The organism is Streptomyces roseochromogenus subsp. oscitans DS 12.976, from assembly GCF_000497445.1.
GTDB lineage: Bacteria > Actinomycetota > Actinomycetes > Streptomycetales > Streptomycetaceae > Streptomyces > Streptomyces oscitans.
Map to the genome: position 1 here is coordinate 8,951,656 of NZ_CM002285.1, position 14,239 is coordinate 8,965,894.

Consider the following 14,239-nt stretch of genomic DNA (forward strand, 5'->3'; position numbering starts at 1 on the left):
CCCGGCTGCTCGCGTACGTCGACACGGACTACGGCGTCCGGGACCGGGCCGACATCACCGAGGACCTGCGCCGGTACCAGGCCTGGTACCGGACCGACGGCTGCTTCCTGGACCGCGTGACCGCCACCCCGCAGGGCCTGGCGGCCTGCCGCCGGCTGGTCCGGGAGATACGGCGGCTGGGCGCGGCCACGGTCGTGCTCAACCCGGGCGTCCACCCGGCGCCGGGGTACGCCCGCCTCGCCGACCTGACCGTCACCTTCGAGGGCCACTGGTCCACCTACGTCTCGGCGTTCACCCGGCCCGTCTGGACGGGCCGCCACCCGCCCGACCGGTTCTGCCATCTCGTCTACGGCGTCCCCGAGGCCCTCGTTCCGCTCGCCGTGCGGACCGCGCACGAGCGCGGCGCGGCGGTGTGCGGCCCGGTGACCGGCGAACCGCCCAATCCCTGGTCCGCGTTGACCCCGGCGTTGGGCGAGGCGGTCGGATGACCTGCGGGAACGGTGTGCGAAGCTGCGGGTGTCCGCAACAACCGCGCACCGCAGGGGAACCGTCTCCATGGCCATCGTCCATCACACCTGGCTCAAGCCCACCAAGCTGGAACTGCTCACCGACTGGCTGCCCACCCGCCCCTGGTACCGCGGCGGCACGGACACCCCGGTGCTGACCAAGTCCGGCGGCTTCCGGCTGGACGACCCCGAGGGCGAGGTCGGCATCGAGATCATGGTGGCCACGGACACCTCCACCCCCGAACCGACCGCCTACCTCGTCCCGTTGACGTACCGAGGCGCTCCGCTGGAGGGCGCCGGGCACGCGCTCGTCGGCACGATGGAACACGGTGTGCTGGGCAGGCGCTGGGCCTATGACGGCTGCCATGACCCGGTGCTGGTCGCCGAGCTGCTGTCCCTGATCGAGGGCAGGGCGCAGGCGCAGGCCCAGAGCATCGACGACATCCCCGACCACGAGGTGATCCGCTCCTACACCGGCGCCCCCTTCACCCTGGACGGCCTCATCCCCGAGCCGGCCGACGACCAGCAGGGCACCCGCCTGCCCGCGCCCGGCGGCACGATCCTCCAGGTGCACCGGGTCCTGCACCCCGTCCCCGAGCACCCGCCGCTGCGCCCCGAGGGAGCGCTCGGCCATGTGGCCCGCGGCTGGCAGGACCCGCAGGGCAACCCGCTGACGGCTGTCTTCGCGACACTGCGCACTGCCTGACCGGCACCCTCACCCGCAATCCGCATCGCCTGACCGGCGCATGCGCACAACCTGTCCCGCCTGACGTACTCCTGACGCGGCGTACTCTCGCACAGCGCACCATCTGGCATGACCTCGACAAATCTGGCACTCTCTCGAAAGTCCGGCAGTCCGCGCCCTGACCCCGTGAGGGCGCGGAGCACCGCCCGGTACAGCGATCGCGCAAGCCCCACCCCCGGCCGCCCCGGCGTACCCCAGCCGGCCCCACGGCCATCGAGCAGGCCGGGAATCCCGGCCGCCGCAAAGGAGAAGCGTGTGAGATCGACCCCCCACAAGGCCCTCGGCGCCGGTGCCCTCACCGTCGCCGCGGTGGCCGCCCTCGTGCTCCCTGGCACGCCCGCCGCGGCCCGGCCGGCCACGGCACCCGCCGCCTGTACCCCGGCGCAGATCGTCGGCAACGGCGGCTTCGAGAGCGGGACATCGCCCTGGTCGGCGTCCTCCGCCGGCGTCATCACCAGCCGCTCGGGACAGACCGCCCACGGTGGCAGCTCCTACGCCTGGCTGGACGGAGTCGGCCGTACCCACACCGACACCCTGAGCCAGAGCGTCACGATCCCGTCCGGGTGCGACACGGCCACCCTCACCTTCTGGCTGCACATCGACACCGCGGAGACGACCTCGTCCACCGCGTACGACAAGCTCACGGCCAAGATCGGCAGCACCACGCTGGCCACCTACTCGAACCTCGACAAGAACACCGGGTACGTCCGGAAGTCCCTCGACGTGTCGGCGTACGCGGGCCGGACCGTCAGTCTCTCCTTCACCGGGACCGAGGACTCCAGCCTGCAGACGAGCTTCGTCCTCGACGACATCGCCCTCGACACCTCCGGTGGCACCGCACCACCGCCGGGCGACACGACCCGCACCCCTGCCGCGCCCTCGTACACCGTGAACCTCAGCAGCGACACCAGCGGCACCGAGTGGACCGGCAACGAGAGCGTGACCTTCACCAACGCCTCCGCCACCGCGCTGAACGAGGTCTATCTGCGGCTGTGGGACAACTACCACGGCACCTGCGACGCGATGCCGATCCGGGTCAGCGACGTCACCGGCGGCACGGCTGAGGCGCCCACCGTGGACTGCACCGCGCTCAAGGTCGACCTGCCGGCCCCGCTCGCCCAGGGCCAGAGCGCCACCATCGGCTTCGACCTCGGTATCACCGTGCCCAGCGGCGCCGACCGCTTCGGCCACGACGGCGCCTACAGCTTCATCGGCAACGCCCTGCCCGTCCTGGCGGTCCAGGACAGCGCAGGCTGGCATCTCGACCCCTACACGGACAACGGCGAGTCGTTCTACTCCCTGGCCGCCGACTTCAAGGTGACCCTCGACCACCCCAGCGGCCTGCTGGTCCCGGCCACCGGTACCTCCACCGACACCCCCGGCTCCAGCGGCCGTACGGTGACGACGGCGACGGCGTCCAAGGTGCGTGACTTCGCCTGGGCCGCCGGACCCTTCACCAAGATCTCCGGCACCTCCTCCACCGGCGTCGCGGTGAACGTCTACTCCGTCTCGGGGATCAGCTCCTCCAGCGCCCAGTCGATGCTCTCCACCGCCAAGAGCGCCGTGGACGCCCACGCCTCCCGCTTCGGCGCCTATCCCTACGGCGAGCTGGACGCGGTGATCGACGACAACTACTGGTTCGGCGGCATGGAGTACCCCGGCTTCGTCCTGGACGTGGTCAGCACCACCGCCCTCACCCATGAGACCGGCCACCAGTGGTGGTACGGCATCGTCGGCGACGACGAGTACAACAGCCCCTGGCTGGACGAGGCGTTCACCGACTACGCCACCGACCTCGCCCTCGGCAAGACCGGCGCCGGCTGCTGGGACAGCGTCTCCTGGGCCTCGGCCGACGAAAAGATCACCAACTCCATGGCCTACTGGGACGCGCACCCCGACCGCTACTCCACCGTCGTCTACGGCTACGGCAAGTGCGCCCTGCACGACCTGCGCCGCGTCCTCGGCGACACCGCCATGGCCAAGCTGCTGAAGGACTACGCGACCGCCCACTGGTACGGCGTGTCGACCACGGCCGAGTTCAAGGCCGCCGCCCAGGCCGCCACGAGCACCGACCTCACCTCCTTCTGGACCCAGCACCGCATCGACGGCTGACCCGCCAGGGCCGGTCGTGGCAGACGCCTCCCGACGCTCCCACGACCGGCCCGTACGCCGCCCGGGGCCACCCATACGGACCAAGCACCGCCCGGAATGGATCAGTTGGGCGTTGCCCGGAGTGCGGTAGCGCCCGACGACGTGTCAGATGGTCTTGTGCGAAGCTCCCTATGCCCCCAGCGCGGCCGCGCACGCCTGGCTCTCACGGGCGTCCTGACCGGCCTTCTCCTCACCCTGTCCACCCCCGTGGCCCACCCCGAGTCGACCCCTCCCGTACCCCGGCGCGGCAGCGCCTACATGGGGATGGGTGTGCTCGCCCACGACGGTCGCGCCGTCGGCGCCGACACGGCACCCCCCACCCGTGCGAACCAGACCGAAGGTGTCGACGTCGCCAGCCACCAGGGCAGCGTCAGCTGGTCGACGCTGTGGGGTGATGCCACCAAGTGGGCGTACACGAAGGCCACCGAGGGGATGTCCTACACCAACCCCTACTTCACCCAGCAGTACGACGGCCCGTACAAGGCGGGCATGATCCGCGGCGCGTACCACTTCGCGACCCCGGATGCCTCCGGCGGCAGCGCTCAGGCCGACTACTTCCTGTCGCACGGCGGCGGCTGGACCAAGGACGGCAAGACCCTGCCCGGCGTGCTCGACATCGAGTGGAATCCGTACGGCGACACCTGCTACGGCAAGTCCAAGAGCGGCATGGTCGCCTGGGTCCGCGACTTCCTGAACCGCTACAAGTCCCGCACCGGCCGCGACGCGGTCATCTACACGGCGACCAGCTGGTGGACCCAGTGCACCGGCAACTACTCCGGTTTCGGCAAGACCAATCCGTTGTGGATCGCCCGGTTCGCCGCGACCGCCGGGACGCTGCCGGCGGGCTGGTCGGTGTACTCGATGTGGCAGTACACCTCGTCCGGCAAGACCGTCGGGGACCACGACCGCTTCAACGGCAACCAGGACCGGCTGAACGTCATGGCGACCGGCTGACCAGCCGCAGGGCGGCCCGCTTCAGTCGCAGCGCGACCCGGCCGGTACGGCGTGGCAGGAGTGCGCCGTTGCCGGCCGAGCCATCCTCGTGGGCCTGGCCCAGGGCGGCGGCCGGGACCACGAGGGTGATCAGGACGGCCATGACCATCTGGCTGACGACGGTCACGATCGCACGGGCGCGGGCCGCGACCAGGGCCGCCACCAGGGCGAAGGCGGCGACTGCGGCCGCGCCGGTCAGACAGCCCCACGGCGAGTCGGCCCGCACGGTCCTGGCCGTGTCCAGAGTGACCCAGGACAGAAACCACAGCCCGAAGTCTGCGACCAGCACCGTCAGTTCCAGGAACACCGGGCCGCACCCGGCTCCGATGTCCGCACCGGTGTCGGCGCGGTCATGCCGCCGGGGGCCGCTGGCGGCGTCGAACGCCGGCGGGGCCACGGGGAGGTCCATGGCCGCCACCCGGCCGAGCCGGCGGGCCGGCCAGGTCGGACACCGGTGGCGTGACGACGCACCCATGACAGCCGGTCAGGGGCGAAGTCCCGCCAGCAGGGCCGCCGTACGGGCGAAGTACAGCGGCACCGCAGCCGTCCGCCACGCCGACCGTCACCGTCCAGGTGCCGTCGCCGTTGTCGGCGTACTCCGGCTTGAGGACGGGGCGCGGATCCTGCGTGGTGACGTCGGCTCCGCGCGCCCGGCCCGTGCCCTCCGTGCCCAGCACCGGATGGTCGGCGTTCAGCCCAGGCCCCGAGGCAGCAGGCGTCCGCCATGGGCCCCGTCGCGCAGCCGGTCGACCAGCGCGAGCGCGAAGTCGACCGTCGGGCCCATGGCGTCGCGGATCCGGCCGGGTCTGGACTCTCCGGGCCGCCCGTGCTGACCGCGATCGCGGGTACGCCGTCCTCCAGTGCCGTCACGGCGGCGCCCACCGTGCCCGAACGGGTCGCCGTCGAGGCGAGGTCCGGGCCGAAGTCGGTCCCGGAGACCACCAGGTCCGGGGCGCTTTCGGCGGACACGGCGGTCAGACCGAAGCTCACCGCGTCCGCCGGTGAACCGTCGGCCGCCCACACCTTCGTCCGCGGCTGCCGTATGCCGATCGGTCGGTGCGCTGGAGAGCCGGGTTCCGGCGCTCTGGTCGGTTCAGCGGGGCGACGATCGTCACGTCGTACCCGGCGGGGCTGAGGCGGTCGTACAGCCCGCGGATGCCGGGAGCGTCGTAACCGTCGTCGTTCGTCAGCGGGATGCGCAGCGGCCGCGTTGGAGCCGGGGCCGGCGGGACGGCCGCGGCGGTGGGGGTGGCGAGGACGCCGGCGCACAGCAGCGCGGCCGGCGGAAGGAGGTGTCTGCGAGACACGGGAACTCCTGGTGAGAGCCGAGGCGGCGGTGGCTCAGCGCACCCCGCGGATGGGCAGGATGGCGAGCGCGCCGAGCAGCGACAGCGCGCCGCCGAAAAGGAACAGCGGGGTGTAGCCGCCGAGCCCGGTGACCACCGCCGAGGCGACGAACGGCGCCACGATCTGCGGGCCCGCGTTGGCGATGTTCAGCACGCCCAGATCGCGTGCGGCGTCCTCCGCACGGGGGAGAACGAGCGTGACGACGGCGGTGTCCACGGCCATGAAGCAGCCGAACGCCAGCCCGTTCAGCGTGCTGAAGACGAGCATGCCCGGCCAGGTCGGCGCGACCACGGGCACCACCATGACGACACCCGCCAGCGCCGCCGAGACACCGACGAACACCTTGCGCCGGTTCCAGCGGTCCGACAGCAGGCCGCCGACCAGCGTGGACACGGCCATCGCCGCCATCGACACCGGAGTGAGGACGGCCATGGCATCCGCCGCGCGCAGTCCCTTCGGCAGCGCGATGTGGTCGTCGAGGATGTAGAGCTGATAGCCGACGACCGAGAAGTAGCCCAGCACCATCAGGGCACGGCCGATGAAGGCCCAGCGGAAGTCACGGCTGCTCAGCGCGGACAGGAAAGCCGCCGCACGCCGGCGCCAGGACGGCGCCGGTGCCGGCGCGGCGCCCTGCCCATCGCGCGGAACATCCCGGCACAGCGCAGTCAGCAGGGCGGCCGCCGCCGCGGTCACCAGCCCCAACGCCAGGTACCCCGCGGGGAGATGGTCGGCGGATCTGGAGGCGATGAGGACGCCCAGCGTGCCGCCCACCGGCAGGGCGAGACCCACCAGGGCGGAGGCTGTGCCGCGGCGGGACGGCGGGATCCGGTCGGGCACGATGGCCGTGACGGCGGCCTGGTAGACGTTCATGGTCGCCTGCACCAGACACCAGGCGATGCCCACCAGGAGGGCCGTGCGCACACTGCCCAGGAGGGTGAGACCGGCCAGTGAGGCGAGCGCTCCGCCGAGCACCCAGGGATTGCGGCGCCCCGAACGGTCGGACAGCGCGCCGGCGACCGGATTGCAGGCGGTCGCGAACTCCGAGCTGACACCGCCGATCAGGCCCAGCAGCACCACCTTGCGGTGCGCGTCGATCGCCTCGACCTGGGTGGGCAGCAGAACGGACCCGACCCCCATGTACACGGCGTACATCGACGCGTTGGCGACGAGCAGCAGCGTCATCAGCCCTCGCTGCCGGGACTCGGGTACGGCCGTCGCGGCGTCGGGCCGGAGGTTTTCGGTCGGCAGGGGCATGGCGACTCCTGGGAGAAAGAGATGAGGGGAGGAGGGGGAGAGGGGAGGAGAAGGGAGCCGAAAACGAGCTACTTACACGAGTAACCGACGGCGGTCCTTGTGTAGCACCTGGCCGCGGAAGTTGAACAGAGGTCTGCATCGGCAAGCTGGTGACGCGTGTAACGTTGTGGTCGCGGAAGGACCCGGCGAGCGGATGGGAATCATGGCGAGGAGAGCGGCCACGGCCGTCACCAGTGCCGATGTCGCACGGCTGGCGGGCGTCTCGCGGGCCACCGTCTCCTTCGTGCTCAACAACACCCAGGCGCACCGGGTGAGCGAGGCGACCCGCACGAAGGTCCTCGCCGCCGCGGACACCCTCGGCTATGTGCCGCACGCGGCGGCCCGCTCCCTGCGGGCGGGCCGCAACAACCTGGTGCTGATCCCGGCCGCCGTGTCCGCCATCGGCCGCCTGGTCAGCGGCTGGATCGACGATCTGCACACGGAGCTGGAGCGGTACGGCTACACGGCCGTCCTGCACGCCGGGCGGTTCACCGACCCCGGCACCGCGGCCCGCGCCTGGGCCGAGCTGCGCCCCGGCGCGGTCCTGGCACTGGACGGTACGAGTCTCGGGGCGGCCGGCGCGGAGGTGTTGCGGCGCGCCGGAGTCCGGGCTCTGATGGCTTTCGCGCCGCAGCCGGCCGAGGGTGTGTACACGGTCCTCTTCGACGACCGGCGCGTGGGCGTGCTCGCGGCCGAACACCTCGTCGCGCGGGGGCGGCGGCGCCTCGGCGTCGTCATGCCCCGCGAGCGCGGCCTGTCCGCCTTCGCTGAACCCCGGCTCGCCGGCGCGCGGAGCGTGGCCGCCCGGACGACGGCGACGGTGACCCCGCTGGAGATGGAGTACACGCACGCGTCCGCCGCCGAACTGGCGAGCGGCTGGGCGGAACACGGCCTGGACGGCGCCTTCGCCTATAACGACGAGTACGCGGCGCTGCTGCTGCACGTGCTGCGGGACGCGGGCATCGACGTTCCCGGCGAGGTCGCCGTCGTAGGCTGCGACGACCTCGTGACGGCGGCCCTGCAGCGGCCCGCGCTCACGACGATCCGGCTGGACGTGCCCTCCGCCGCGCAGGTCGCCGCCGCGCTGCACGACCTTATCGAGACCGGCACCGCCGCGCCGCTGCCGGCCGTCGAGCCCGTCCTGGTCCGCCGCGAGTCCGCCTGAGGAACCCCGCCGTCCGCCGTGCCACCGGTCAGGCCGTCAGGTGCCCCTGGAGGAATTCCACGCTGTGGGCGACGATGTCCGGCACCTCGGGGGAGCCGAGGAAGATGTGGTCGGCCCCCTCGACGGGCCGCAGTGTGACATCACCGCCCGCGTCCTTCAGCACTCGCGCCAGCGCCTCGCTCTGGCTGTAAGGGACCACCTGGTCCTCGCGGCCGTGGATCAGCAGGAACGGAGGCGCGCCGCGGTCCGCCGCATAGGTCACGGGGCTGGCGACCCGCGCCCGCTCCCGGCGTTCGCTCTCCGGTCCGCCGAGCAGGGCGTGGAAGGGGTTCGGGTACGGCGACCCGTCCGGCAGCGCCGGCAGTGACTGATCGAGGATCGCCTCGATGTCGGACACGCCGTACCAGTCGACGACGGCCCGCACCCCGCTGTCCGCCTCCCGTACGCCCTCCACCCCTTCGAGGCCGGCGCCGTGCGTGTCGGCGCGGACCAGCCCGGCCAGTGCGGCGAGGTGACCGCCGGCCGACTCACCCCAGGCGCCGATCCGTTCGGGGTCGATACCGAGGTCCGCGGCGTGGTGCCGTACATACCGGAGGGCGGCCTTCACGTCGTGCAGCTGGGCGGGGAACGGTGCCTCGAGGCTGTGCCGGTAGTCCACGCCGACCAGGGCCAGACCGGCGCCGAGGACGGCTCCGTGCAGCAGTTCCACCGGCACGGTCGGCGGCGGAAAGCGCCGGTCGCCCTCCAGCCAGCCGCCGCCGTGGATCCACACGACGGCCGGCACGGGTCCGTCCGCGGGCGGCACATGGACGTCCAGCAGGCGCGGCCGATAGCCGGGCGAGGTGGCGTAGGTCAGCCCGTTGAAGTGGCGCACGCCGTCGGTGCCGGTCACGGCGGGGGTCGGGGCGTGGAACGGGGGCGGCGGCCAGCCTGACTCGGGCTGGGCGGCTGCGGGTGAGGTCATGGCGGGGCCTTCCGTCGTCGGCCAAGGCGGTGGGCCGACGGCGCGAGGACGTCGGCGCAGCGAGGATGTTACACGTGTAACTATCGCCTGGCGAGGGCCTCCGGGCCGGGTTCGTGGGTGTCGGCGGCCTTGAGTCGCGAGGCCGTCGCGCCCCATGCCCCGGGTGCCCTCCCTCGCCCCTGTCAGACGACGTGCCGTCCGCCATCCACCGTCAGTACGTCGCCGGTGGTGTACGCGGCCCGGGTCAGATAGGCCACGGCCTCGGCGACGTCCTGCGGCGAACCGACGCTCCGCAGCGGTGTGTTGGCGGTGATCCAGGCGCGGGAGTTCGCCCACACCTCCTCGGCCTCGTCGTACCAGGGCGTCTCGATGAGGCCAGGGGCGACCGCGTTCACCCGGATCTCCGGGCCCAGCTGGGTGGCCAGCAGCCGGGTCAGGTGGTTGAGGGCGGCCTTGCTCACGGCGTACGGGATCGAGCTGCCGAGGGCGCGGGTGGCCGAGACCGAGGAGACATTGACGATCGCGGCGGACTCCGACCTCCTGAGGTACGGGACGGCGGCCGTGGTCAGCTGCCAGACGCCGAAGACATTGACGTCGAAGATGTCCCGCCAGGCGTCCGCGTCGGCCGCGTCCAGATCGTCGAGCGGGATGAAGCGGGTGGTGCCGGCATTGTTGACCAGCACGTCGAGCCGGCCGTACGCCTCGATCGCGGCCGCCACGATCCGCCTGGCGTCCGCCGGGTCGGCGACATCGCCCCGCACATAGACGGCGTGGGGCAGCTCGTCCGCGAGGGCCTTGCCGGCGGCCGTGCTCCGCGCCGAGTTCACGACGATCCGCATCCCGTCCGCCGCCAGCCGCCGGGCCACCGCCGCGCCGATCCCGGACGACGATCCGGTGACCAGTGCCACGCGACTGCCGCTCATGTCCCACCCCGTTGTCGTCGCTTGCCGTGTTGAGATGCGGGCAGCGTAACTTATCGTGATGCGGAATATGAATTTCGTATAGAGAAAAAGTGAGCCACCGCCCGGCCTCAGGACTCGTCGGCCAGCCGTACCCCCAGCCCGACCAGGACCACCCCGGAGGCCTGCTGTGCGTGGCGGCGGCGAGCTGCCTCGGGGCGCAGGCCTTCACGAGGCCGGGACCGCCCGCAGAGCGCACCGCGCCCCTGCCGGCCTGGGCCAGGCCGCCGCTCGCCGTGCTCGGTTCCTCCTGGCTGGGCATCGGCACGGGACTGCTGGTACGGCCCGGCTTCTGGGCCGGGTTCGTGCCTTGGCACACCAACCGCGTGGATGCTCAGGCACTCGGCGTCTGGACGCTGGCCCTCGGCGTGGGAGTCCTCGGATCCCTCGCGGAAGACGACGTGGACCGCACGCGCGCCGCCCTGCTGTCCCTGCCCGGCACGGCCCTCGCCCTCACGGTCGTCCTGGCCGCCCGCACCTCACACGTCCACTGGTCCTCAGGGCCTGGCCTGGGCCTGACTGTCACCCCGCTACAGCAAGCCGACGTTGGTGAGCGGGACGTTCCAGTCGTCGCTCCCCATGGCGCCATGGCCGTCCCGGGACGCAGCCGGTAGCGCGGACAGCAACAGCCCGGCGAGGGCAACGGCCAAGGCGGCGACGACACGACGCTTCACGATTCCTCCTCGACGGCGACACCCCCGACCACCCTGCTCCGAGCCGACCGCCCCGGCCGTCCGGACACACCGCTCGGCCCGCCGATTCAGCCGCTCGGTGGCAGCACCCCGAGACGCAGCACACCCACCCGTGAAAACGTCGGGCGAGCAGGTCCCGGAGCCGGTCGCGGGTCATCGCGGTTCGACTGCTGTGCCGAGGGCTCCGTCATCGCCAGGCAACTCGGTCTGGCCTGACGCGACCACGCCCGGTCCGGGGATTGCCCATGCGACGGCCGAGGCGGAAAGCGGAAGGCGGTCGGCCGGGGGAGGGGTGAACGCTCCCCCGGCCGGCCCGGCATCCCCTAGGGCAGGTCAACCCAGGCTGGGCGGCGTCCAGTCGGCGTGCCGCAGGATCGCCCGCATCGCCACCCGGGACGGGGTGAGCCGCAGCGCTGTGTTGCGCAGAGCGACGGCCGCCGGATGGGAGAGCTGCTGACCCAACCGGCCCGCCTGCCGCGCGGCGCGGGCGACCGCCTGGGAGCGTGGGCGGCGTTCGGCGTCGTAACGGGCCAGTGCCGAGGCGACCGAGGGCTCATGTGCGAGCGCGGCTGCCAGCGTTGCCGCGTCCTCCAGGGCCTGGCAGGCGCCCTGGCCGAGGTTCGGCGTCATGGCGTGCGCCGCGTCGCCGAGGAGCGCCACCCGCCCGGCCGTGAACGACCGCAAGGGAGTGGCCAGTTCATGGATGTCGTGGTGGAGCACGGCCTCCGGCCGGGTGGCGTCCAGGAGTTCGGGGATCGGGTCGTGCCAGCGGCCGAAGCGCCGGCGCAGCATGCCGAGCGGGTCGGCGTGGCGGACGCCGGCCGGTGCGGTGAGCACCGCATGCCACTCGGCCCGGCCGTCGGTGAAGGCGATGTGCCCGAACTCCGCACCCTCGCCCCAGGTCAGCTCGAAGTCGCCGCGCAACCGCAATGGGCGTTCGGTGATGGCCCGCAGCACCGTGGAGCCGGAGTAGACCGGGCCGGGGTGGCCGGGGGAGAGCAGGCCGCGCAGCCGGCTGCCCACTCCGTCGGCCGCGACGACCAGGTCCGCGTCCAGCGCCTCGTCCCCGACCGGCACCCGCACCCGGTCGGGGGCCGTACGGTCCAGTCCGGACACCGTGACGCCGATCCGCAGACACTCGGCCGGCAGGGCCTCGCGCAGCAGTCGGTGCAGGACCGCGCGCCGGATGCCGACGATCGGCGTGCTCAGCGCGCGTTCGAGGGCCACGCCGTCCATCCGGCTCAGCCAGTCGCCCTCGGGGGTGCGGGTACCGCCGCTGTACTGCGGGCGGGCAGCCGCGCGCACCGTCGCTCCGACCCCGAGCGTGTCCAGGGCGCGCAGCCCGTTGGCGTGCAGCGAGATGCCCGCGCCCGCGTCGGCCAGGGTGCCGGCCCGCTCCACCACCCGTACGTCCCAGCCGATCCGGTGCAGCCCGATCGCGGCCGCGAGGCCGCCGATGCCACCCCCGACCACCACCGCCGTACCGCCCATTCCGGTCCCCCTTCGATCTCGGTCCTCGTCGGTCCAGCCGCAGCCGGAGTCCAGCCGCAGTCGTCTTCTACAGATGTAGAAGACCCTACCGCGGGGCTCTACAGGTGTAGAAGTGGGGGGTGTAGAAAGAGGGGGTGTCCACAGATCGACGTACTCTCCTCGCCGACGCGGCCATCGCCGTGCTCGCCGACGCCGGAATGCGGGGGCTGACGCATCGCGCGGTGGACCGGGCGGCGCAACTGCCTCCCGGGACCACCTCCGCATACTTCCGCACCCGCCAAGCCCTGCTCACCGCTCTGGTCCGGCGCCTGGTGGCGCTCGACCAGGCCGAGCTGCAGGAGATCGGGGCCAGGGTGCCCGTGCCGCGGACCGTCGGTGAACTGGTCGCGGGAATCATGGAGTTGGCCGGAGCGCGGCTCACCGGGGACGGCCGGACGCGCTCGCTGGCGCGCTACGCGTGTGCCGTCGAGAGCGCGCGCCATCCGGAGCTGCGCGAGATCCTTGTGCCGCGCGAGAACCTGGGGCGGCGGGTGGTGTGCGACTTCCTCGCCGGGCAGGGAGTCGCCGATGCGACGGAACGTACGGTGACGCTGCTGACCTGTGTGGACGGCCTGGTCTTCGACCGGCTGGTGAACGGCGGAGACGTTCGGGAGGAGGAGGTCCGAGGGCTTGTGACAGCGGCTCTGCGCTGAGCGGTACGACGACGGCGGTGTCGCGCTTTTTCGCGCGCCCCGCATGCGCTGACCATGGCCTGTAGCCCGCCGTTCGCGCACCGTAAGTCCGGGTCGGTATGAATTCCCTTGTGCAGTGGGGCAGTTGAGCAGGAAGGGCGCCGACCCGTCACGGCGGCACCGCGCGCAGGGCCCGCAGCACCGCCCAGACGACCGAGACCAGCGGCACCGCCACCACGGCACCGATCACCCCCGCGATGATGCTGCCCGCGATCACCGACACGGCGACGACGAGCGGGTGCAGCCGTACCGCCCAGCTCATCACCAGCGGATGCAGCACATGGCCCTCCAGCTGGCCGATCACGACGATCAGCGCCAGTACGGCCAGCGCCGTGATCGGGCCGCGCCCGGCCAGGGCGACGACCGTGGCGACGCCGAGCGCGACCGGCGAACCCACCAGCGGCACGAACGCCGCGAAGAACTCCAGCAGCGTCAGCGGCAGCGCGAGCGGCACCCGCAGCACGAGCAGGGCGATGCCGACGAGCACGGCATTGGTGGCGGCCACGATGATGATGCCGCGCGTGTACCCGGCGAAGGCCCGCCAGGCCACCCGCCCCGCGCGGTCCCACGCCGTTCGGGCGCCGCTCGGCAGCAGGTTGTCGCGGATCCAGCCCCACAGGCGCTCGCCGGAATGGATGAAGAACACCGAGGAGAACAGCGCGAGCGCGGCCCCGGTGACCACCTCGACGACCCGGCCCAGCCCGCTGACGGCGCGGCTGAGCAGGCTGGAACGGTGCGTCGAGAGGTAGTGCGTGACCTGGTTCTCCAGCTCGGACAGCCGGCCCGGACTCAGCCGGAACGGCGGCCGTTGCAACCACTCCTCGATACGGTGCACCCCGCCGCGGAACTCACCCGCCAGCCGGGCCGACTCCCCGGCCACCGCGTTGCCCACCAGGGCGAGCAGAGCCAGCAGGAGCAGCAGGCTGCCCACCAGCGCCACGGCGACGCACAACGGCCTCGGCAGGATGCGGTTGAGCAGATCCGTCAGCGGGCGCAGCACGGTGGTGACGATCAGCGCGAGGAAGAGGGCGACGGCGATGAGCTGGAAGCTGCCGAGGACGCTGAAGACGCCGTAGACGACGATCCCGATGAGGATGAGCCGCCAGGCGTAGGCCGCCCCGATGCGCAGCCAGGGCACCACCCGCTCGGCCGCCGGCACCGGCCTGGGGCGCGGAGCGGCCGCGGGCCGCACGGTGTACGCC

Annotated in this window: 14 protein-coding genes and 1 pseudogene; 7 read left to right on the forward strand and 8 right to left on the reverse strand. The window is 72.5% G+C overall.

The window, feature by feature from the left end; genetic code table 11:
* The 4 genes from M878_RS88435 to M878_RS88450 all read left to right on the forward strand — a co-directional run.
* Window positions 1-488, forward strand: a 488-nt coding sequence (locus M878_RS88435) for a spherulation-specific family 4 protein (RefSeq protein WP_023553212.1), incomplete at its 5' end; no start/stop codon positions are given.
* Window positions 489-555: 67 nt separating this feature from the next.
* Window positions 556-1,212, forward strand: a complete 657-nt coding sequence (locus M878_RS88440) for a maltokinase N-terminal cap-like domain-containing protein (protein WP_023553213.1) — start codon at window positions 556-558, stop codon at window positions 1,210-1,212.
* 294 nt (window positions 1,213-1,506) lie between these two features.
* Complete coding sequence (locus M878_RS88445) at window positions 1,507-3,363, forward strand: M1 family aminopeptidase (RefSeq protein ID WP_023553214.1); 1,857 nt, start codon at window positions 1,507-1,509, stop codon at window positions 3,361-3,363.
* 156 nt (window positions 3,364-3,519) lie between these two features.
* The gene (locus M878_RS88450) at window positions 3,520-4,356 is read left to right on the forward strand and encodes a lysozyme (RefSeq protein ID WP_031227105.1); all 837 of its coding nucleotides are present in this window, start codon (window positions 3,520-3,522) and stop codon (window positions 4,354-4,356) included.
* On the opposite strand, the gene M878_RS50065 is transcribed toward M878_RS88450, so the two are convergent.
* From M878_RS50065 to M878_RS88460, 4 genes and pseudogenes are all read right to left on the reverse strand, one after another.
* Window positions 4,340-4,804 carry a DUF6234 family protein gene (locus tag M878_RS50065; protein ID WP_023553216.1) on the reverse strand — a complete coding sequence of 155 codons (465 nt, stop codon included), beginning with the start codon at window positions 4,802-4,804 and terminating at the stop codon, window positions 4,340-4,342. The genes M878_RS88450 and M878_RS50065 overlap by 17 nt on opposite strands.
* 425 nt (window positions 4,805-5,229) lie before the next feature.
* Window positions 5,230-5,418, reverse strand: a pseudogene (locus M878_RS000000102040) (5'/3'-nucleotidase SurE); the annotation flags it as partial.
* Window positions 5,382-5,702: a 5'/3'-nucleotidase SurE gene (locus M878_RS92595; RefSeq protein WP_023553218.1), complete on the reverse strand. Its 321-nt coding sequence runs from the start codon at window positions 5,700-5,702 to the stop codon at window positions 5,382-5,384. The gene M878_RS92595 and the pseudogene M878_RS000000102040, both read right to left, overlap by 37 nt.
* Before the next feature lie 34 nt (window positions 5,703-5,736).
* A complete protein-coding gene (locus M878_RS88460) occupies window positions 5,737-6,996 on the reverse strand; it encodes an MFS transporter (protein WP_023553219.1) in 1,260 nt (419 codons plus the stop codon).
* Between the two features lie 202 nt (window positions 6,997-7,198).
* Between M878_RS88460 and M878_RS88465 the strand changes: the two genes are divergently transcribed.
* Window positions 7,199-8,200 (forward strand): LacI family DNA-binding transcriptional regulator, encoded by a 1,002-nt coding sequence (locus tag M878_RS88465; protein WP_031227108.1) that lies wholly within the window; start codon window positions 7,199-7,201, stop codon window positions 8,198-8,200.
* Window positions 8,201-8,228: 28 nt separating this feature from the next.
* Here the strand turns inward: M878_RS88465 and M878_RS88470 are convergent, their stop codons facing one another.
* Both M878_RS88470 and M878_RS88475 read right to left on the reverse strand, forming a co-directional pair.
* Entirely contained in the window at window positions 8,229-9,164 is a 936-nt protein-coding gene (locus tag M878_RS88470) for an alpha/beta hydrolase (RefSeq protein ID WP_023553221.1), read from the reverse strand.
* 182 nt (window positions 9,165-9,346) lie between these two features.
* Entirely contained in the window at window positions 9,347-10,087 is a 741-nt protein-coding gene (locus M878_RS88475) for an SDR family NAD(P)-dependent oxidoreductase (RefSeq protein ID WP_031227110.1), read from the reverse strand.
* An 89-nt stretch (window positions 10,088-10,176) separates the two neighbouring features.
* On the opposite strand from M878_RS88475, the gene M878_RS88480 reads away from it, so the two are divergent.
* Entirely contained in the window at window positions 10,177-10,737 is a 561-nt protein-coding gene (locus M878_RS88480) for a hypothetical protein (protein WP_023553223.1), read from the forward strand.
* Between the two features lie 411 nt (window positions 10,738-11,148).
* On the opposite strand, the gene M878_RS88485 is transcribed toward M878_RS88480, so the two are convergent.
* Complete coding sequence (locus M878_RS88485) at window positions 11,149-12,306, reverse strand: FAD-dependent monooxygenase (RefSeq protein ID WP_023553224.1); 1,158 nt, start codon at window positions 12,304-12,306, stop codon at window positions 11,149-11,151.
* A gap of 134 nt (window positions 12,307-12,440) precedes the next feature.
* On the opposite strand from M878_RS88485, the gene M878_RS88490 reads away from it, so the two are divergent.
* Window positions 12,441-12,998: a TetR/AcrR family transcriptional regulator gene (locus M878_RS88490; protein ID WP_023553225.1), complete on the forward strand. Its 558-nt coding sequence runs from the start codon at window positions 12,441-12,443 to the stop codon at window positions 12,996-12,998.
* Window positions 12,999-13,146: 148 nt separating this feature from the next.
* Here M878_RS88490 and M878_RS50075 read toward each other — a convergent pair whose 3' ends face one another.
* Window positions 13,147-14,229: an AI-2E family transporter gene (locus M878_RS50075; RefSeq protein WP_037730273.1), complete on the reverse strand. Its 1,083-nt coding sequence runs from the start codon at window positions 14,227-14,229 to the stop codon at window positions 13,147-13,149.
* Between the last annotated feature and the right edge of the window lie 10 nt (window positions 14,230-14,239).